Genomic DNA, 18,761 nt, shown 5'->3' on the forward strand with positions numbered 1-18,761 from the left:
GTTTTCATTTACTAGTAACGTGTTACTCAACTAACTGACCCGAATTATAAACTCCGAATGATCTTTCAACGCGCCCTTCGACGTGAATTGGCTAGTGCCGCCGGGGCCACCTTCACAGTTTTGTTCAGCATCCTGCTCACCTGGATGTTGATCGGCATTCTCGGCAAGGCGGCGGGCGGCAAGATCGCGTCGGCCGACGTCATGTCGCTGATGATTTTTTCCGCCCTGATGCAGCTGCCCACCATCATCATCCTCACCGGATTCATTTCGGTGCTGATGGTCGTCACGCGCAGTTACAAGGAGTCGGAAATGGTGGTGTGGTTCGCATCCGGCCTGAGCCTGTCGCGCTGGATCTGGCCGGTCCTGAGCTTCGGCCTGCCGCTGGTGCTGGCCACCGGCGTCCTGAGCCTGTACGCCACGCCGTGGGCGCAAAAGAAAAGCGATGAATACGTGGCACGTTTTGAAAAGCGCGAAGACCTGCAGAAAGTCACGCCGGGCCAGTTCCGCGAATCAGCCGGCAGCAACCGCATCTTCTTCGTTGAGGGTGTCAGTGGCGAGAAGAACGTGGTGCAGAACGTCTTCGTCAATACTGTCGATGAGAAAGGCAGCGCCGTCGTCGTCGTCGCCAGGGAAGGCGTGATCAATACCGACGCCAAGGGCGAACGCTTCCTGGTGCTCAAGAGCGGCCGCCGCTACCAGGGCGTGCCGACGCAGGCGGACTTCCAGACCATGGAATTCGAGCAGTACATCATGCGCATCGAGAGCAAGCAGCAGGAACTGGGCGCGGAACTGGGCGTGCGCGCCATGAGCACCATGGCACTCATCGCCGATCCGAATCCCTACACCATGGCTGAATTGCTGTGGCGGGTCAGCGCGCCCCTGATCGGCCTGATGCTGATCCTGCTGGCCATTCCGCTGGGCTTTGTCAATCCGCGTGCCGGCAGTTCGACCAACTTGATCATCGCCCTGCTGATTTTCTTTACGTACAGCAACCTGATCAAGGTCATCGAGGCGAGCGTGAAACAGGGACGCCTGACCTTTGGCCTGGCCTGGTGGCCGCTGCACCTGCTGGCGGCGCTGGCCGTGGTGGCGCTGTTTGCATGGCGCCTGAATGTGAATCACCGCTATCATCCGCTGGTCCTGCTGGCGTCCTTCAAGCGCGCGCGCCGCGCCGGCAAACCAAGTAAAGCGGCATCGAAATGAAGATTTTACAGCGCTATTTTGCGGTCTCGATATTCCAGGCGGTGCTGTTCGTGCTGCTGGCCTTCCTGGCACTGCAAGCCTTCATCGACCTGACGGGCGAACTGCCCAAGGTAGGCCGCAATGGCTACACCATCCAGTATGCCTTCCTGTATGTGCTGGTGCTGGTGCCGGGGCATGTGTACGAGGTGATGCCGATCGCGGCGCTGATCGGCACCATCTACACGATGGCGCAGTTTGCGGCCAGTTCCGAATTTACCATCATGCGCGCATCGAGCATGTCGACGGCGATGGCGGCCGGTTTCCTGTTTCGCATCGGTATCGTCTTCGTGGTCATCACCTTCATCTTCGGTGAACTGATCACGCCGCGCACAGAGCCGCTGGCCGAACGCCTCAAGCTGACTTCGCGCGGCGCGGCCGTGTCGAGCGAATTTCGCTCCGGCCTGTGGACCAAGGATATGGTCAAGAGCGACGGCCTGACGGGCACAGTCATCGGTTCGCGCTTTTTCAATGTCGGCGAAGCGCGTCCGGACGGCCAGCTGAAAAACGTCAAGCTGTATGAATTCGACACCGAGATGCGTTTGCGCACCCTGACCGTGGCCAAAGGGGCGACATATCAGGGCAATAATAGCTGGCGCTTGACCGACGTGACGGAAACCTCGTTCTCGAACAGCGCGGCGACCTCGCCCGGCTTCGAGCCGAAGCTGGCCAACTACTATGGGCAGGAAACGAGCCTGGTGCGCACGGTGCAGAGCGCCAGCAAGGACATGACGTCGGAAGTGACGCCGAAGATCCTGACGGTGTCGGCTTCCGATCCCGAGCGCATGTCGGCCAGCGAACTGGCCGTGTACACGCGCCACCTGGCCGAGAACAAGCAGGAAACCGAGCGTTTCCGCATCGCCTTCTGGAAAAAGCTGATCGATCCGCTGGCCATTTTCGTGCTGATGGCGCTGGCGCTGCCGTTCGCCTACATGCATACGCGCAGCGGCGGCATCAGCCTGAAGATCTTCATCGGCATCATGATCGGCGTGAGCTTCATGCTGGTCAACACCCTGTTTTCGCATCTTGGACTGCTCAGCACCTGGCCCGCCTTCCTGACGGCGGTGGCGCCGAGCGCCCTGTATCTGCTGCTGGCGCTGGGCGCCCTGTGGTGGGTGGAAAGACACTAATGGAGACGAACGTGCAACAGACACTAATCTTGTTTGCCCACGGCGCGCGCGCCGCATCGTGGGCCGCGCCCTTCGAGCGCTTGCGCGATCTGACCCAGGCGCGTATGCCCGGCACCAGCGTGCACCTGGCCTTCCTGGAACTGATGACGCCGCGCCTGCCCGAGCTGGTAGCGACCCTGCTGGCCGAGTTGCCCGCCGGCGCCACCCTGGACGTCACGGTGGTGCCGGTGTTCCTGGGGCAGGGCGGGCATGTGCTGCGCGACTTGCCGCTCTTGCTGGAAGAACTGCGCCAGCAGCATCCGTCATTGCGCCTGAAGGTGGTCGAGGCGGTGGGCGAGAACGCCAGCGTACTCGCTGCCATCGCCGATTACTGCGTGGCGGCGCCAGGCTCCAGCCCTATCCCTTGAGCGCGGCCAGCGCGATGCCTGCGGCGCGCATCGACATCGTCTACCTGTGGGTCGATGGCGCCGACGCGGCGTGGCAGGCGCGCCGGCAGCAGGCATATGTCGCCTGGGAACAGACGCATCCCGGCCAATTGGCCCTGCACGGCAACGTGGCGGGGCGCTACCGCGACAACGGCGAACTGCGCTACAACCTGCGTGCGCTGGAGCGCTTCTTCCCCGGCCACGGACACATCTACCTGCTGACGGACCGGCAAGTACCCCACTGGCTGCGCGCCTCACCGCGCCTGACGGTGATCGACCACGCCAGCCTGATGCCCGGCGCATCCCTGCCCGTGTTCGATTCCGGCCATATCGAATCGTATCTGCACCATATTCCTGGCCTTTCCGAACGCTTCCTGTATCTGAACGACGACGTATTTTTTGGCGCGCCGTTCGAGCCCGCATTCTGGTTTGGCGGGGAAGGGGAGCGGCGTTTGAGTGTGTTTACGGAGAGCGCGCTGCAGCCCGATTTGCAGGGCTTGCGCGCCGACGTGGCTGCGCCCGTCAATTGCGCTACCCTGTCGCGCCAATGGCTGTCGGCGCAGTACGCCGCTTACCGGCATGAACCACGCCTGTATGCGCATGCGCCTCGGCCCATGCTGAAAAGTGCGCTGCATGCGCTCGAGGCGCTGGCACCGGCCATGTTTGCTGGTGTGCGCGCGACAGTGTTTCGCTCCTGGCAGGTGCCGGCATTGCTGCCCGACCTGGTGCCGCGCTGGATGGTGCATCAGGGGATGGCGCGGGCACGCATGCTCGACCCGCTGCATATCGCCAGCGGCGACGTGGATGCGCCGCGGCAGCTGGAGCAACTGCTGGCGCATTTTGGCCGTTTGCCGTTTTTCTGCATCAACGATACCTGCGACGAGGCCGACGATGACGATCCGCGCCTGCAGCGCGTGGCCGCGACCTTGCAGCGGCTGCTGCCGCTGCCATCGTCCTTTGAGACTTGAAGACGGTTAAGCCGCTTTCTTCCGGGGCGCCAGGCTGATGCGGGCGGCAGCCGTGCTGTCGGATAGCGAAGCGAGGAACAGCAGCAAATAGGCGCCCAGTTCGAAGACTTCCTCGCCCAGCAGCGCGTAAGCGTCCGGCATGCCATGGAAGACTTTCTTGTCGAAGGGCCAGCCGGCGGCCATCAGCAAGCCGCCGATGGCCGTCAGGATGGTGATGCGCATGCTGAAAATCAGGCCGGCATGGGCAAACACCTTGCGGGCGCGCGGCGCGAAAAAGATCAGCAGGCGTATCAGGATCAGCAACTCCAGCACGCGCAAGGCTTTTTCAGCCTGAGCCCAGGCGGGCGCCGTGCCGAATTGGTCGATATCGAGTTCGCGTAGCAGGAAGCCGAACAGCAGGGCGCACAAGCCGGCATGCATGAGGAAACGCAAGGACTGGCGGTCAATCTCTTGCCAGGCGCGCACGCCGTGCACCGTACAAGCCAGGGCCAGGAACAGCGCTTGCAGCCATTCCAGCAAATGGTTTTCGTCGTCGATATTCGGGAACACCGTCCACAGGGCGATGGAGGCGAGCATGCTTGACAACACAGCGCTGGCGACGCCGACATTGCTGCGGCTGAGCGAAGTCAGGGCTTCGCGCATGGAGGTGAAATTCATGTGTGGTCGTAAGGCTAAAGTTGCGCGGCGCGGTATTGCAGCCTGCGGGGCGCAGCTTTTTTCGGGGAGATTACCGGGGTGGGCTCCCGTCGGCCGGAAGACCGCACGGCAAGCGCTATGGCGGGGCGAAGCATGATTTTATTACTATCACGCAACAACTTCTCGAGAAAAGATGCGTGAGCATCCTATCATGTTTCTTTTGAAGACGTCAGTTACTGACTTTAAAGTCGGTAAAACACGGTGTATTTATTCAGGCATGGCGCGCCAGAATGGCAGCCGTTTCGTCGATGGCCTGGTGTGCGCGCGCCGCCATGGCGTCGCCCAGCATCACCAGCACGGGGCCGTACGTGTCGCCCAAGCCCTGCGCCAGGGCGCTCAGCGTCAGGCGCACGATGCGCTGCTCCGGGCGGCTGCAGTTTTCAATCACTACCACCGGCGTGTCGGCACGGCGGCCCTGCGCCAGCAGGCGCTGTGCCGTGGCGATGGCTTCGCGCCCGCCCATGTATTGCACGAGGGTATCGCAGTCGGGAATGCGTGTCTGGTCCGGTTCGCCCGGCGCCGTGCTGGAGGTAAAGAAGGCCACGCTGCGCGACACGCCCCGTTTGGTCAGCGGTTGCTGTGTGGCCGCCGCGGCAGCGAGCGCCGTGGTAATGCCGGGCACCACTTCGACGGCGATGCCCGCTTCTTCCAGCGCCCGCAGCTCCTCGTCGGCACGGCCGAACAGCATGGGGTCGCCCCCTTTCAGGCGCACCACGACGGCGTGCTTGCGTGCGTTGTCGACCAGTTGCTTGTTAATGAAAGCTTGCGCCGTCGACAACTGGCCGCAGCGCTTGCCGACAAGAATCTTTTGCGCCTGGGGACACAGCTCCAGCATCTCTTCGGTGACCAGCGCGTCGTGCAGCACGACGTCTGCTTGCGCCAGCAGACGCGCGCCGCGCAAGGTCATCAGGTCTTGCGCGCCGGGTCCGGCGCCGATCAGGTAGACCTTGCCGGGGAGAGATGGGGAGTTGTTCATGGTGCTTGCCTTCCTCAGCCGAGACGAATCATGCCCGCCGCGACGGTCTGGTGGGTGACTTCATCGATCAGGATAAACGCACCGGTAGCGCGGATATCCGTATACGCATCGGCCGCCAGCGCCTGCTGCACGTTCAGGCTGATGCGGGCGATATCGTTGAGCTTCAAGCCTTCAGCCGGATGGCGCTGCTGCGTATTGATGTCGAGGATCGATTCAATCGCCGTCACTTTTGCGGCCGTCTGCCTGGTGCCGTGCTTGATCCAGTACTTGCGGCGAAGGTCCAGCGCGTCTTCCGACAGCCAGCACACGTCGGCTACCACCTGTTTGAGCAGGGTGGCAGGGTGATCAAAGCTGGCCAGCAAGTCGCCGCGCGAGATATCGAGGTACTCATTGAGCAACAGGGTGACCGACTGGCCTACCACGGCCGTTGGCAGCGAACCGTCCAGGGTGACGATATTTTTTACTGTTGCCGTCTGGCCCGACGGCTGCACTACCAGGGTGTCGCCGATGCTGACCTTGCCCGCTTCGATGCGGCCCATGTAGCCGCGGAAGTCGTTCGCTTCGTGGCCGTTGTGGCGCGCTACCAGTTGCACCGGGAAGCGGAAGGGCGTGTCGTGCGATTCGTCGTAGACGGACAGTGATTCGAGCAGTTCGATCAGAGTCGGGCCCGTGTACCAGCCCAGCTTGTCGCCGCGCTCGACGACGTTGTCGCCCGTCAAGGCCGACAATGGGATTGGCGTGATGTCCTTCAGACCCAGCGACTGGGCGAATGTGCGGTAGGCAGCGACGATGCGGTTGTACACCGTCTCATCGTAGTCGATGAGGTCCATCTTGTTGACGGCGACGACCACGTGCTCGATCTGCAGCAAGTGCGCAATCGTCGAATGGCGCTTGGTCTGGATCAGCAGTTCCACGCTGCCGTCGTCACCCAGTTTCACTTTCGACACGTCGATCAGGATGATGACGGCGTCGGCCGTCGAGGCGCCCGTCACCATGTTGCGCGTGTATTGCTCGTGACCCGGCGTGTCGGCGATGATGAATTTGCGTTTCGGCGTGGCAAAGTAACGGTAGGCCACGTCGATGGTGATGCCTTGCTCGCGTTCCGCTTCCAGGCCGTCCGTCAGCAGCGACAGGTCGACCGTGTCGCCCACCGTGCGCTTGTGCTTGGAGCGCGACATGGCGTCGAGCTGGTCGGCGAAGATGCCCTTGCTGTCGAACAGCAAACGGCCGATCAGGGTGCTCTTGCCATCATCGACGGAACCGGCCGTGATGAAGCGCAACATGCCGCGCTCTACACTGTCGGTGGAAGTGGTGTTCTGGATTGCTGCGTTCATTAGAAATATCCTGCTTTCTTGCGTTTTTCCATCGAGGCTTCGGAAGTCTGGTCATCCATGCGGGTGGCGCCCCGCTCCGTGATTTGCGTGATTGCCGTCTCGGCGATGATGGCGTCCACCGTTGCCGCATCGGACGACACGGGGCAGGTGCACGAGATATCGCCCACGGTGCGGAAGCGCACGACTTGCGTTTCCACCGTTTCGCCTTCGCGCGGCGGCGTCAAATCCGTCAGCGGCACCAGCAAACCGTTGCGCGGGATCACCTGGCGCTCGTGCGCGAAGTAGATCGGCGGCAATTCCAATTGTTCACGGGCGATGTATTGCCACACGTCCAGTTCGGTCCAGTTCGAGATGGGGAAGACGCGCATGTTTTCACCGGGATGCACGCGGGTGTTATACAGGTCCCACAGTTCCGGGCGCTGGGCTTTCGGGTCCCAGGCGCCGAATTCGTCGCGGAACGAGAAGATGCGTTCCTTTGCGCGGGCCTTCTCTTCATCGCGGCGCGCGCCACCGATGCAGGCGTCGAATTTGTGTTCGGCAATCGTTTCCAGCAAGGTCACGGCTTGCGCCGCATTGCGCGAATCGGTGGCCGGGTTGCGCAGGCGCACGGTACCGCGCTGGATCGAGTCTTCCACGGAACCGATGATCAGGCGCTCGCCCAGTTCTGCCACTTTCTTGTCGCGGAAAGTGATGACTTCCGGGAAGTTGTGGCCCGTGTCGATATGCACAAGGGGAAATGGAAACTTGCCTGGACGGAAGGCTTTCTCGGCCAGGCGCAGCAGGACGACGGAATCCTTGCCGCCGGAAAACAGCAGCGCCGGGTTGGCCGATTCGGCCGCCACTTCGCGCATGATGTGGATGGCTTCCGATTCAAGGCTGTCGAGGTGACGCTGGTTCAATATATTGCTCATATGGGTGCTTTCTTGTTCTGCTGAGTCTGTTAAGTCTGTTCAGGCTGCCACGGATTTGATGCGTATCAACTTACCATCGACCATGTGCAGGCCGCATTCCTTGGAATCCGGATTTTCCCACCACCAGCGTCCTGCCCGTACATCTTCGCCCGGCTGCACGGCCCGTGTGCACGGTTCGCAGCCGATGGATGGGTAGCCCTGGTCGTGCAGCGCGTTGTAGGGCACGTCGTTGGCACGGATGTAGGCCCACACGTCTTCTTCCGACCAGTCGGCCAGCGGATTAAATTTCGTCATCGCATGTGCCGCGTCGTCTTCCTGCACGTGCAATTCGGCACGCGTGGTGGACTGGGCGCGGCGCTGGCCCGTGATCCAGGCCTTGTTGCCGGCCAGGGCGCGGCCCAGTGGCTCGACCTTGCGGATGCGGCAGCATTCGCGGCGCATCTCGACGCTGTTGTAGAACGCGTTGAGACCGTTCTGTTCCACGTAGGCAGCCACCGCTTCCGGCTGCGGGCGGTACAGTGTGATGTCGTGGTCGTAGCGGGCCTTGACCTTGTCGAGCACGGCCAGGGTTTCCTGGTGCAGCCGGCCTGTTTCCAGGGAAAAGATGCCGATTGGCAGCTTTGCCTTGAGAATCATGTCGGTCAGCACCATATCTTCGGCTGCCAGGCTGGACGCGAACACGGCCGGCGAAAACTCCGCGGCGATGCGTGTCAGCGTTTGCTCGGTGGCGTCAATCAAAGAAGTCAAATCGCTCATGATTGGTCCTCAGATGCCGGCTGCGTTGTCGAGGTCAGGATTCTGGCCTTCGCGCTGGTGGCGGCGGAACAGCGGCGATTTCTGATCCCACGAGGCCTGGTAGGTTTCTGAAAAGACGGACAAACCTTTTAAAGCGTCATGGATGCTGCGATCCGGGCGCGTGGCATACGCGTCAAAGCCTACTCTGTGCATGGAAAACAGCTGGTCGCGCAGCACGTCGCCGATGGCGCGCAATTCACCCTGGAAACCCAGGCGGGCGCGCAAGTTGAAGGCGATGGAATAGCCGCGGCCATCCGTGAATTTCGGGAAGTCCACGCCGATGACGGGCAGTTGCGCCACGTCGGCTGCCAGTTCTTCCGGGCGCTCGTCGCTGGCCAGCCAGACGCCGATGTCGGGCAGGCGCGCGGCCAGGGTCTCGCGCTGGGCTTGCCACACGGGCAGCGGTACGATGACCTTGCCGGCAGGCACGACCACCGTTTCCGGCGTGTCGTTTTCATCGAGGCGCAGCAAGCCCCAGCGATTCGGCACCACGGCGGCGTTCTTGATGATTTCTTCGCGTACTTCAAACATATTCGTCTTCTCCCACCAGGTTGCCGACCGTGATCGGCGTTGCATAGACATGTTCCTTGAACGGCGCCAGGCCCAGGCGCTGGGCCGTATCGACGAAGCGCTCGCCTTCGTGGCGGTCGCGCACGTAGACGTGCAGCAGGCGGCCGATGACTTCAGGCATCTGCAGGGAAGAGAACGATGGTCCGATGATCTTGCCGATGGCAGCGTTGTTGCCTTGCGCGCCGCCGATCGACACTTGATACCATTCGCTGCCATCCTTGTCGACGCCGAGGATGCCGATGCTGCCCACGTGATGGTGGCCGCAGGCATTGATGCAGCCGGAAATATTCAGTTCGATCTCGCCGATGTCGTGCTGGAAGTCGATGCTGTCGAAGCGTTCCGCGATGGCGGCGGCGATCGGCAGCGACTTGGCGTTCGCCAGCGAGCAGAAATCGCCACCGGGGCAGCAGATCATGTCCGTCAGCAAGCCGATGTTCGGCGTGGCCAGGCCATGCGCCTTGGCTTCCTGCCACAGCTTGAACAGTTTTGACTGCTCCACGTCGGCCAGCACCAGGTTTTGCTCATGCGTCACGCGCAATTCGCCAAAGCTGTAGCGGTCGGAGAGATCGGCCGCGAAGTCGATCTGCTCGGCCGTCGCGTCGCCCGGTGGCACGCCCGTTTTTTTGAGCGACAGCACCACGGCCACGTAGCCGGGGCGCTGGTGTGGCTTGACGTTGCGCGCCAGCCAGTTCACATACGCCTTGTTGTCCGCGTGTTCGGCCTTGTAGTCGAGTTCCGGCAGGGCAAGGTAGGCGGGCGGATTGAAAAAGTCCGCCACGCGCTGCATTTCCTCGGTCGTCAATGTTTCCGGACCATCCTTCAAGTCGACCCACTCCGCTTCCACCTGGCGCGTGAATTCTTCCACGCCGATGGCTTTCAACAGAATCTTGATGCGCGCCTTGTACTTGTTGTCGCGGCGGCCGTGCAGGTTGTACACGCGCATGATGGCCTGGATGTAGGTCAGCAAGTGTTGCCATGGCAGGAAGTCGCGCACCACGCTGCCCAGAATCGGTGTGCGGCCCATGCCGCCGCCGGCCATCACCTTGAAGCCCACTTCGCCAGCGGCATTGCGCACGGCCGTCAAGCCGATGTCGTGCACGGCGATGGCCGCGCGGTCTTCCTCGGCGCCATTGATGGCGACCTTGAATTTACGCGGCAGGGCGATGAACTCGGGGTGGAAGGTGCTCCACTGGCGCAACACTTCCGCGTACGGGCGCGGATCGATGATTTCATCGGCGGCGACACCGGCGTACGGGTCCGATGTTGTATTGCGGATACAGTTGCCGGATGTCTGGATCGCGTGCATTTCCACGGAAGCCAGGTCCGTCAGGATATCGGGAGTTTGCTCCAGCTCGATCCAGTTGAACTGGATGTTCTGGCGCGTGGTGAAGTGGCCATAGCCGCGGTCATACTTGCGCGCGATGTGCGCGAACATGCGCATCTGCTTCGACGACAGCAAGCCGTACGGCACGGCGATGCGCAGCATGTAGGCGTGACGTTGCATGTACAGACCGTTTTGCAGGCGCAGCGGAATGAATTCCTCTTCCGTCAGTTCATTGGCGATACGGCGCGCAACCTGGTCTCGGTACTGGGCGATGCGTTCTTTGATGATGAGGTGGTCGTACTGATCGTAATGGTACATATCAATTCCTAAAAAAGCCGGGGTGCTGGAAGACTGCCTGGGATGATGTTCTTGATACTGCTCTTGTCTTTAATAGATTAGCTTTATTGCCACGCCGGTCAAGGTCATCGCCAGCAGCACTCTTAAAAACTGTTCCGGCACGGAGCGGGCCACCCAGGAGCCGAGCGTGATGCCGGGCAGGGAGCCGACCAGCAGCGAGGCCAGCAATTCCCAGTGGATGGAGCCGAGCCACCAGTGGCCCAGGGCGGCGATGGCCGTCAGGGGCACGGCGTAGGCGATATCGGTGCCAGCCACTTCTGCTGAGCTCATGCGTGGATACAGCATCACCAGCAGGGTCGCGCCGATGGCACCGGCGCCGATTGACGACACCGTTACCAGCACGCCCAGCACGGCGCCGGCGATGATGGTCGCGGCGGCAAGCTTGTTGCCGTGCAATTGTTTCTCGGGGTGCGCATTGATCCAGGCCAGCATGCGGCCTTTGAAGATCAGCGCCACGACGGTCAGCAGCACGGAGGCGGCGATCGAGTAACGGATGATCTGGCCGATTTCCGGCGACAGGGTGCCGAATGATTTCAGCGCCAGGGTCGCGACGACGGCGGCGGGCAGGGCGCCGATGCACAGGCGCTTGACGATATCCCAGCGGATGGTGCCGCGCAGGCGGTGTGTCAGGGTGCCAGCGCTCTTGGTGATCGAGGCGAACGCCAGGTCGGTGCCCACCGCCACGGAGGGCGGTACGCCAAACAGCAAGGTCAGCAACGGTGTCATCAACGAGCCGCCGCCCACGCCGGTCATTCCTACCAGTAATCCTACGGCAAATCCTGAGACTATATAAGACAAAGTCATGCTTGCACCCCCAAAGTACCCGCAATAGTAATAAACTTAGTGTTTATTCCAAACTACTTAGTACGCATTTGCTTATATGCGATATGCGTATATGCATGAACGCAAAATCATGGGTGGGGCGGAAACTCGGTAAATCACGGCAATCTAGGGCAAACCAGCAATGAATCTCCATCAACTGCGCTTCGTGCGCGAAGCGGTCCGGCAGAACTATAACCTGACGGACGCCGCAAAGGCCTTGTTTACGTCGCAACCGGGCGTGTCGAAAGCCATCATCGAGTTGGAGGAGGAGTTGGGCGTGGATATTTTCACCCGTCATGGCAAGCGCATCCGTGGCTTGACGGAGCCGGGCCGCCTGGTGCTGGAATCGGTTGAGCTGATCATGCAGGAAATTGACAGCATGAAGCGCATCGGCAAGGAATTTGCGGCGCAGGACAGCGGCAGCTTTACCATTGCCACCACGCATACGCAGGCGCGCTACATCCTGCCCAAGGTCGTGCAAGCTTTCATGCTGAAGTTCCCCAAGGTCCGATTGTCATTGCTGCAAGGCAACCCACGCCAGATCGCCGAGATGGTGCAGCGTGACCAGGCCGATCTGGCCATCGCCACGGAATCGATCGCCGCCATCGACGGATTGATTACCTTGCCCTGCTATCAATGGGAGCACGTGGTAGTGGTGCCGGTCGACCATCCGCTGCTCAAGTCAAAGTCCGTGACACTGGAAGAAATCGCCGCTTTCCCCCTGATTACCTATGACAGCGCGTTTGCCGGACGCAACAAGATAGACCACGCTTTCGTGCTGCGTGGACTGAAACCAGACATTTTGCTGGAAGCCATCGATGCCGACGTCATCAAGACTTATGTCGAGTTGGGCATGGGAATTGGTATCATAGCGGGTATGGCCTTCGATGCCGAGCGCGACAAAGGCTTGCGTTCCATCCCTGTGGGCCATTTGTTCGGCATGAATGTGTCGCGCGTGGCCGTCAAGCAGGGTGCGTATTTGCGCAGCTATATTTATACCTTTATCGAGTTGCTGACGCCGACCCTGAACCGCAAGCTCATCGAGCAGGCGATGAGCGGTGATAAAGAGAACTACGAACTATAACAATGCAGGAAGTCGGCCTGGCGATGTGCCTGGCCAAGATTATTTAAGAAGAGAAGAAACAATGATTACCGATCAGCTTGCCAAATATTACGCCACCATCGCGCAGCAGTACGAGCGCGTTTATGACAAGCCCGAACGCCAGGAAGACCTGGAAGTGTTGCGTGACAAGGTCGCCGACGTGCTGGAAGGCCACACCGTGCTGGAACTGGCCTGTGGTACCGGTTACTGGACGGAAGTGATCGCCGAGTCGGCCGAGTCCGTGCTGGCCACCGATATCAACGATGAAATGCTGGCGCTGGCTCAGGCACGCGGCTTGCCCGACAACGTCACCTTCGCCAAGCTCGATGCCTTTCACTTGCCCGATGATTTGCTGGGCAAGTTCACGGCCGTGTTCGCGGGCTTCTGGTGGTCGCACGTCAAGCGCGAAGACCAGGATAAATACCTGAAGCAATTGCGCAGCAAGCTGGGCAAGGATGTCCTGCTGGTACTGATCGACAATTCCTATGTCGATGGCAGCAGCACGGTCATCGCGCGCACCGACCTGGAAGGCAACACCCACCAGTTCCGCACGACGGATGGCGGTGAGCGCTATGAAGTGCTGAAGAATTTCCCATCGGATAGTCACCTGCGCAAGAAGTTTGCCCACTCGGCCCGCGAAATTCGCATGAGGCGCATGGAATACTACTGGCTGCTGAGCTGCCGCCTGAAGTAAGGCCGGAACGGCAAGATCAACCGCCCTCGGGCGGTTTTTTTTCGCCTGTTGTTTTTATGTGACACGATGTTGTGCCAAAAAGCAACATCTTGTCGATGTCATATTGTTGAAGTATTTGGTGGGCATGATTCGGTTCAGCAGCTAGGCAGCTCAGCAGCAGCTCAACTTGTCCAACCTAATGTAGAGAATCTCAAGTGAAAAAAATTACTCTGGCAGCATTGATCATCGGCACCTTCGCAGCAGCTACGGCGCAAGCACAATCGAACGTCACCGTGTATGGCGTGGTCGATCTGGGTATTGCCAAGACCACGGGTGCTGCGTTGCTGGAACGTGAAAATCAGGCATCGCGCATTGGCTTTAAGGGCACGGAAGATCTGGGTAACGGCTTGAAAGCCATTTTCAACCTGGAAAGCGAATTCAAGGCTGACACCGGAGCGCAATCGACCGTCAATACCCTGTTCGATCGCCAGGCATGGGTTGGCTTGACCGGTGACTTCGGTACCGTCTATCTGGGCCGTACCAAGGACTTGATCGACGGCACCCTGGCACGCGTCGACCCATTCAACACCTACGGCGTCATCGGCAAGATCAATGAGCCAGTCATGCGCGGCGGCCAGTCGCCCAATGGCCCGCAAGCCATCCCGAGCGCATCGGTCGTGGGCGCGTCGCGCGTCAGCAATGCCGTGACCTACAACAGCCCATCGTTCAGCGGTTTTGTCGTCAGCGGCCAATACGTCGCCAGCGAAATCAAGGATGCCGATTCGGGCTTCAGCGTGGTTGCCACGTATGACCAAGGTCCAGCGAGCGCACACGCCGGCTACCAGAAGAAAGTGCAGTCCGCTGCCAACGCAGCGGCTGAGCCGAAACTGTGGATCGTCGGCGGCGGTTACAAATTTGGCCCTGCCAAAGTCACCCTCGATTATTCGAAAGCAGATACCGATGCCGCCGTTACCGGCGAATTCAAGAGCTACCTGCTGGGTCTGGCCTATGACATCGGCGGCGGCGCCATCAAGGTCAGCTACGTGAAGCAGAAGCAAGACAGCAGGACCGTCAGCGGCAAGGAAACGGCCAAGGCCTATGGCCTGGGCTACGACTACCCGCTGTCGAAGCGTACCGCCGTGTACGGCTATGCTGGCCGCGACCAGTTCAGCGAAAAATCGATGTATCAGCTGGGTATGACCCACAAGTTCTAAGCAAAAGTTTTTTTGCCACGACAAAGGCGCCTGCGGGCGCCTTTTTTCGTTATGACGTGGCTGTTTCCATCACTTCCGCCTGCATGGGCAGCGAGATTTCGATGCGTGTGCCGCCCAGTTCGTGATCGGCGCCGATATGGATGCTGCCGTTCAAGCCCCATACCCGCTCGCGCATACCCAGCAGTCCCAGGGCTGCGGCCTTTTCCAGGTCGTGTTCGGCAATGCCGCGCCCGTCATCCTGAATGGTGATCGCCAGCGAGGAATCGATGCGGTGCAGGGCGATGGTGATGTGGTTCGCCTCGGCATGGCGCGCGATATTCGTCAGCGCTTCTTGCACGATGCGGTAGATGGCCGTGCTGCGCGCGTCGTCGAGCACGAGGTCGGCCTCGTCGGCCAGTAAATCAAAATGCACGGCGCGGCGTTGCAGGAAATCGTGGCGCAGCTTCTGTAGTGCAAAATACAATCCCCCTTCATCGAGCGCGCGTGGGCGCAGGTTGCTGGCGATGCGCCGCAGCGAGGTGATGGCCGTCACCAGCAAGCCGTCCATGCTGTGCAGCAGGGTCTGCAGGGGCGGGGTCGTGTCCGTGTGCTGGCGCACCAGGGTCAGGTCGACGCGCAATGTGGCCAGCAACTGCCCCAGGTCGTCATGCAGTTCGCGCGCGATATGTTTGCGCTCTTCTTCGCGGATGGATTGTAGCGCGCTCGACAATTCACGCAATTGTGAAAAGGAGCGGGCCAGCTGTTCATGCATTTGCTGTCGCGCACTGATGTCGCGCACGATGACGGTAAATACGCTCTGGCCGTCCTCCTGCATGGCCGAGAGCGAACCTTCGAGGGGGAACATGGCGCCATCGCTGCGCCGTCCCGTCAAGGTGTAATCGGTGGCGCGTCGGCCTGTCAGGCGCAGCTCCTGGCTGATGTCGCCAAACGGCGGATCGCCCTCGTGGTTGCCCAGGCTGCCCAGGGTGCGCAAGTCGCGCAGGATGTAGTGGCCCAGTCGCATGCCGCGCATGCCTGCTGGCGTGTCGTCGAACAATCTGGCTGCCGCCGCGTTCGCATGCAGGATGATTTGCCCGCTGTCGATGCTGATGATGGCGTCGCTGGCGCTGTCGATGATGGCCTGGCCGCGCGCCTGCCGTTGCCGGCGGGCTTTCAGTGGAGGAAACAAGCATAGCAAAAGCGCCGCGGCCATGCCCAGCGGCAAGATGCGCAGCAGTGTGGGACTGCCTCGGTCGGGCATGGGGCTCTCCTTGCGAACGTGTGCGAAGGCAGGCAAGACAGGTATGGCGGACAGGACTTTAGCCTATGCCTGTTGGCGCGGCATGGCTTGATGTGGCACAGGAAGGGGAAAGAAGAGGGCCATGCGCCGCGCCGACCAGGGCCGGGCGGCGGCGAGAGACCTACATTTGCTTGAACAGGTGCAAGAAGCTGCGGCTCACTTCGAGCTTGTCGGATTTGCCTTTGATGAGCACAAGGTGGCGGCCGCGGATATCGCGCGTCACGCCTTCGATGGCATTCACGTTGACCAGAGTGGCACGGTGGATTTGCCAGAATAGCGAAGGGTCAAGCTCTTCGGCCAGATCGCGCACGGGCTTGCGGATCAGCGCCTCATACTTGGCTGTCTGCACACAGGTGTATTTCTCGTCAGAACGGAAGAACAAAATCTCTTCCACGGGGATCATGCGCAAGTCCTGGCCGATGCTGGCCTGTATCCATTGCAGGTAGGTGGGCTTGGCCGTGATTTTCTCCGCCAGCTGCGACAGCATGGCCGTGACGCTGCTGTTGACGTCCAGGGCCGGCTTGTTCAAATGCGTTTTCAGGCGCTCCACCGTCACCAGCAAGCGCTCATGCTCGGGCGGCTTGAGCACATAATCGACGGCGCCCCGCTCGAAGGCTTCGACGGCGTGGGTATCGTAGGCCGTGACAAAGACGATATGGGTCTTGCTGCCAATCACTTGTGCCGCTTCCATGCCCGTCTTGCCCGGCATGCGGATATCGAGGAAGGCAAAGTCGGGTTTCAGTTGCTCCACCAGTTCGATCGCTTCGTCGCCATTCTTGGCTTCGCCGATGATTTCCAGTCCAGGCCAGGCCTGGCCCAGGCGCAGGCGCAGCTGGTCGCGCATCAGTCTTTCGTCGTCGGCAATAATAGCGGTAGGCATAGGTCTCAAGTGTGAACAGGCGAAGATTGATTATTCAATGATTTAGCGTTTTTATCAACTGTCTTATTTAGACAGCTGATATGGCACTTCGATCACGGCGCACACACCGCTGGGCTGGTTGGGCGTGATGGTCAGGCTGCCCTGGTCGCCATGCAGCAGTTTCAGGCGTTCGCGGATGGTGGGCAAACCGAGTCCAGTGCCATCGCTGGGCACCACGCCAAAGCCCAGGCCGTCATCGGTGACGATAACGCGCAGCTTGCTGTGCGCCACTTCGGCCACGATGCGCAGGGTGCCGCCTTCCGGTTTGACTTCCAATCCATGCTTGATGGCATTTTCCACCATCGATTGCAGCATCATGGGCGGGAAGGCGGCGCTGCGCAGGCCATCGGGAATCTGGAAATCGACGGTCAGGCGTTCTTCCATGCGCATTTTCAGCAGGTTCAAGTACGCCTGCACCATGTCCGCTTCACGGCCCAGGTTGGTAATCAGGGCGTTGTCGCGCATTTGCGGCAGTACGGCGCGCAGATACTGGATCAGGCTGCGCTGCATCTTGGCCGCGCGCGGCGGATCGACCTGGATCAGGTGCTCGACGGAGGCAAGCGTGTTGAACAGGAAATGTGGCTCGACTTGCGCCTGCATCATCTGCATCTTCGCTTCGCTGAGCTGGCGCTGCATGGATTCCCGTTCGGCCGCCTCGTTTGCCGTGACGGTTTCTGCTTCCGCACGTTTCTTGCCGCCAACCAGGGCCTTCATGGCGAACAAGGCCAGCACCAGCAAAGACACAAAGCTCTTGAACCAGGTCGAGGCTTGCTGATGGTAGCGCGACACTTTTTGCTCCGCCGCATCATCGACCGCTTCTTCTATGGCATTCGACAACTCTTCGCCGATCTGTGGCGGCAGTTCGATATGGACCTCTTCGCCCGAGGCATTGGTCGTTACCGGATAGTTGGGCTTGGCAGGAGCTGCCGGTGGTTCAGGCGGTTCCGGCGGCACGGCACCGGCTTGTGCATCCGCCTCGGCGGCATCGGCCGGATCGCTGGCCGCATCGGCCGTGCTGCTACGCCGGTTCTTGCTGTTGCGGGGGTTGAAATGGATGCCCGTATCGTCGATCAGGATATTGGTTTCACCCGCGCCCTTGCTGCTGCGTTTATGCGACTTGATGACCACATCTTCGTCCGGGCTGGACGAGAACAGCTCATCTTGCAAGATGGAACCGGCGATCAGGGCCAGTGCAGCGAACAGGAAAAATTTCCACCAGGACAGCTGGGTGACCCAGGTCGTCGTTGCGTCGAATGCCCGTTGCAACCAAGCGAGGATGGTTTTCAACAATTGGGGCAGGCTGGAAATCGGAAGCATGGGGGCACTTTCAAGTACAAGAGTTAATCGACGCAGCGGGCAAGTTTAACCCCTTGTTGAGTAGCGTCAGAGTCTGATGTTGCCACTGTGCCTAAAGACCACGAACTACGCCAGTCGATTGCGACAGGCTGCACAAAAAGGCGCTTGAAGTGAAGACAAGGCTTGCTGGGCGGTGGGGGCGGAAAAATAGCCCTTGCGGCGCGCGCGGGGCAGGGCTATAATTCGCCCCCTCGCTGAACGATGCATGCAAATGCTGAGTGAAGTGGGTAAAAAAGAAGGTTGACGAAATAGCCGAAACGCTTCATACTCTTCCTTCTTCGCAGCTGACAAACACAACGCTTTGTCGATAGCGCGAAAGCAGTACCGAATACCGTTCTTTAACAATTAACAGTCGATAAGTGTGGGCATTTGATGTAAGTGCAGCGTCAATCTTCGGATGGACGTCTAACTTAAAATATCAAATGTTCACAAGAAATAATGAAATAGGATACTTCTTCGGAAGTAGCCTGTCAGTTTTTTGAGTGAGCAAATCTTTTGCAATGCAAAAGATTTGGATGGTAGTGATACTGTCCGACCTGTCAGAAATGACATTAAACAGAGATTAAACTGAAGAGTTTGATCCTGGCTCAGATTGAACGCTGGCGGCATGCCTTACACATGCAAGTCGAACGGCAGCACGGAGCTTGCTCTGGTGGCGAGTGGCGAACGGG

At 60.2% G+C, this 18,761-nt stretch carries 17 protein-coding genes, 1 rRNA gene and 1 pseudogene; 8 read left to right on the plus strand and 11 right to left on the minus strand.

Translation table 11 applies throughout. From position 1 onward, the window contains the following. The first annotated feature begins 57 nt into the window (after positions 1 to 57). Genes lptF through ACQ4WL_RS21615 form a run of 4 tightly spaced genes read left to right on the plus strand, consistent with a single transcriptional unit; the run spans position 58 to position 3,762 of the window. Positions 58 to 1,203 carry an LPS export ABC transporter permease LptF gene (gene lptF, locus ACQ4WL_RS21600; RefSeq protein ID WP_436511583.1) on the plus strand — a complete coding sequence of 382 codons (1,146 nt, stop codon included), beginning with the start codon at positions 58 to 60 and terminating at the stop codon, positions 1,201 to 1,203. Continuing rightward, positions 1,200 to 2,369 carry an LPS export ABC transporter permease LptG gene (lptG, locus tag ACQ4WL_RS21605; protein WP_436511584.1) on the plus strand — a complete coding sequence of 390 codons (1,170 nt, stop codon included), beginning with the start codon at positions 1,200 to 1,202 and terminating at the stop codon, positions 2,367 to 2,369. Before lptF ends, lptG begins: the two co-directional genes overlap by 4 nt. Further along, positions 2,369 to 2,776, plus strand: coding sequence for a sirohydrochlorin chelatase (locus ACQ4WL_RS21610; RefSeq protein ID WP_436511585.1), 408 nt, complete (start codon positions 2,369 to 2,371; stop codon positions 2,774 to 2,776). Before lptG ends, ACQ4WL_RS21610 begins: the two co-directional genes overlap by 1 nt. Next, positions 2,773 to 3,762 carry a stealth family protein gene (locus ACQ4WL_RS21615; protein WP_436511586.1) on the plus strand — a complete coding sequence of 330 codons (990 nt, stop codon included), beginning with the start codon at positions 2,773 to 2,775 and terminating at the stop codon, positions 3,760 to 3,762. Before ACQ4WL_RS21610 ends, ACQ4WL_RS21615 begins: the two co-directional genes overlap by 4 nt. A gap of 6 nt (positions 3,763 to 3,768) precedes the next feature. Here ACQ4WL_RS21615 and ACQ4WL_RS21620 read toward each other — a convergent pair whose 3' ends face one another. The 8 genes and pseudogenes from ACQ4WL_RS21620 to ACQ4WL_RS21655 form a co-directional block, all read right to left on the minus strand. After that, complete coding sequence (locus tag ACQ4WL_RS21620) at positions 3,769 to 4,419, minus strand: hypothetical protein (RefSeq protein WP_436511587.1); 651 nt, start codon at positions 4,417 to 4,419, stop codon at positions 3,769 to 3,771. 250 nt (positions 4,420 to 4,669) lie between these two features. Further along, complete coding sequence (cobA, locus tag ACQ4WL_RS21625) at positions 4,670 to 5,434, minus strand: uroporphyrinogen-III C-methyltransferase (protein ID WP_436511588.1); 765 nt, start codon at positions 5,432 to 5,434, stop codon at positions 4,670 to 4,672. A 14-nt stretch (positions 5,435 to 5,448) separates the two neighbouring features. Continuing rightward, a complete protein-coding gene (locus tag ACQ4WL_RS21630; RefSeq protein WP_436511589.1) occupies positions 5,449 to 6,768 on the minus strand; it encodes a sulfate adenylyltransferase subunit 1 in 1,320 nt (439 codons plus the stop codon). After that, positions 6,768 to 7,682, minus strand: a pseudogene (cysD, locus tag ACQ4WL_RS21635) (sulfate adenylyltransferase subunit CysD); the annotation flags it as partial. The pseudogene cysD and the gene ACQ4WL_RS21630, both read right to left, overlap by 1 nt. 36 nt (positions 7,683 to 7,718) lie before the next feature. Continuing rightward, on the minus strand, positions 7,719 to 8,435 hold the full coding sequence (locus ACQ4WL_RS21640) for a phosphoadenylyl-sulfate reductase (RefSeq protein ID WP_436511590.1): 717 nt from the start codon (positions 8,433 to 8,435) through the stop codon (positions 7,719 to 7,721). A gap of 9 nt (positions 8,436 to 8,444) precedes the next feature. Beyond that, a complete protein-coding gene (locus ACQ4WL_RS21645) occupies positions 8,445 to 9,005 on the minus strand; it encodes a DUF934 domain-containing protein (RefSeq protein WP_436511591.1) in 561 nt (186 codons plus the stop codon). Beyond that, a complete protein-coding gene (locus ACQ4WL_RS21650; RefSeq protein WP_436511592.1) occupies positions 8,998 to 10,686 on the minus strand; it encodes a nitrite/sulfite reductase in 1,689 nt (562 codons plus the stop codon). The genes ACQ4WL_RS21645 and ACQ4WL_RS21650 overlap by 8 nt, the downstream gene beginning before the upstream one ends. Positions 10,687 to 10,755: 69 nt before the next feature. Then, positions 10,756 to 11,529, minus strand: coding sequence for a sulfite exporter TauE/SafE family protein (locus tag ACQ4WL_RS21655; protein ID WP_436511593.1), 774 nt, complete (start codon positions 11,527 to 11,529; stop codon positions 10,756 to 10,758). A 160-nt stretch (positions 11,530 to 11,689) separates the two neighbouring features. Between ACQ4WL_RS21655 and ACQ4WL_RS21660 the strand changes: the two genes are divergently transcribed. From ACQ4WL_RS21660 to ACQ4WL_RS21670, 3 genes are all read left to right on the plus strand, one after another. Continuing rightward, a complete protein-coding gene (locus ACQ4WL_RS21660; RefSeq protein WP_436511594.1) occupies positions 11,690 to 12,631 on the plus strand; it encodes a CysB family HTH-type transcriptional regulator in 942 nt (313 codons plus the stop codon). A 61-nt stretch (positions 12,632 to 12,692) separates the two neighbouring features. Then, positions 12,693 to 13,343, plus strand: a complete 651-nt coding sequence (locus ACQ4WL_RS21665) for a class I SAM-dependent methyltransferase (protein ID WP_436511595.1) — start codon at positions 12,693 to 12,695, stop codon at positions 13,341 to 13,343. A 194-nt stretch (positions 13,344 to 13,537) separates the two neighbouring features. Further along, the gene (locus ACQ4WL_RS21670; RefSeq protein ID WP_436511596.1) at positions 13,538 to 14,536 is read left to right on the plus strand and encodes a porin; all 999 of its coding nucleotides are present in this window, start codon (positions 13,538 to 13,540) and stop codon (positions 14,534 to 14,536) included. Positions 14,537 to 14,585: 49 nt separating this feature from the next. Here the strand turns inward: ACQ4WL_RS21670 and ACQ4WL_RS21675 are convergent, their stop codons facing one another. From ACQ4WL_RS21675 to ACQ4WL_RS21685, 3 genes are all read right to left on the minus strand, one after another. Continuing rightward, entirely contained in the window at positions 14,586 to 15,776 is a 1,191-nt protein-coding gene (locus tag ACQ4WL_RS21675; protein WP_436511597.1) for a PAS domain-containing sensor histidine kinase, read from the minus strand. Between the two features lie 160 nt (positions 15,777 to 15,936). After that, positions 15,937 to 16,695: a LytR/AlgR family response regulator transcription factor gene (locus ACQ4WL_RS21680; RefSeq protein WP_436511598.1), complete on the minus strand. Its 759-nt coding sequence runs from the start codon at positions 16,693 to 16,695 to the stop codon at positions 15,937 to 15,939. A gap of 63 nt (positions 16,696 to 16,758) precedes the next feature. Continuing rightward, complete coding sequence (locus ACQ4WL_RS21685) at positions 16,759 to 18,051, minus strand: sensor histidine kinase (RefSeq protein ID WP_436511599.1); 1,293 nt, start codon at positions 18,049 to 18,051, stop codon at positions 16,759 to 16,761. Positions 18,052 to 18,654: 603 nt separating this feature from the next. Between ACQ4WL_RS21685 and ACQ4WL_RS21690 the strand changes: the two genes are divergently transcribed. Further along, a 16S ribosomal RNA gene (locus ACQ4WL_RS21690) occupies positions 18,655 to 18,761 on the plus strand; the annotation flags it as partial.

It is taken from the genome of Janthinobacterium kochi (assembly GCF_051380715.1).
GTDB lineage: Bacteria > Pseudomonadota > Gammaproteobacteria > Burkholderiales > Burkholderiaceae_D > Janthinobacterium.

What these genes read in the sequence shown, in the direction of transcription:
- lptF (WP_436511583.1), top strand. Translation starts at nt 58, where the DNA reads ATGATCTTTCAACGCGCCCTTCGACGTGAATTGGCTAGTGCCGCCGGG.
- lptG (WP_436511584.1), top strand. Translation starts at nt 1,200, where the DNA reads ATGAAGATTTTACAGCGCTATTTTGCGGTCTCGATATTCCAGGCGGTG.
- ACQ4WL_RS21610 (WP_436511585.1), top strand. Translation starts at nt 2,369, where the DNA reads ATGGAGACGAACGTGCAACAGACACTAATCTTGTTTGCCCACGGCGCG.
- ACQ4WL_RS21620 (WP_436511587.1), bottom strand. Translation starts at nt 4,419, where the DNA reads ATGAATTTCACCTCCATGCGCGAAGCCCTGACTTCGCTCAGCCGCAGC.
- cobA (WP_436511588.1), bottom strand. Translation starts at nt 5,434, where the DNA reads ATGAACAACTCCCCATCTCTCCCCGGCAAGGTCTACCTGATCGGCGCC.
- ACQ4WL_RS21630 (WP_436511589.1), bottom strand. Translation starts at nt 6,768, where the DNA reads ATGAACGCAGCAATCCAGAACACCACTTCCACCGACAGTGTAGAGCGC.
- ACQ4WL_RS21640 (WP_436511590.1), bottom strand. Translation starts at nt 8,435, where the DNA reads ATGAGCGATTTGACTTCTTTGATTGACGCCACCGAGCAAACGCTGACA.
- ACQ4WL_RS21645 (WP_436511591.1), bottom strand. Translation starts at nt 9,005, where the DNA reads ATGTTTGAAGTACGCGAAGAAATCATCAAGAACGCCGCCGTGGTGCCG.
- ACQ4WL_RS21650 (WP_436511592.1), bottom strand. Translation starts at nt 10,686, where the DNA reads ATGTACCATTACGATCAGTACGACCACCTCATCATCAAAGAACGCATC.
- ACQ4WL_RS21655 (WP_436511593.1), bottom strand. Translation starts at nt 11,529, where the DNA reads ATGACTTTGTCTTATATAGTCTCAGGATTTGCCGTAGGATTACTGGTA.
- ACQ4WL_RS21660 (WP_436511594.1), top strand. Translation starts at nt 11,690, where the DNA reads ATGAATCTCCATCAACTGCGCTTCGTGCGCGAAGCGGTCCGGCAGAAC.
- ACQ4WL_RS21665 (WP_436511595.1), top strand. Translation starts at nt 12,693, where the DNA reads ATGATTACCGATCAGCTTGCCAAATATTACGCCACCATCGCGCAGCAG.
- ACQ4WL_RS21675 (WP_436511597.1), bottom strand. Translation starts at nt 15,776, where the DNA reads ATGCCCGACCGAGGCAGTCCCACACTGCTGCGCATCTTGCCGCTGGGC.
- ACQ4WL_RS21680 (WP_436511598.1), bottom strand. Translation starts at nt 16,695, where the DNA reads ATGCCTACCGCTATTATTGCCGACGACGAAAGACTGATGCGCGACCAG.
- ACQ4WL_RS21685 (WP_436511599.1), bottom strand. Translation starts at nt 18,051, where the DNA reads ATGCTTCCGATTTCCAGCCTGCCCCAATTGTTGAAAACCATCCTCGCT.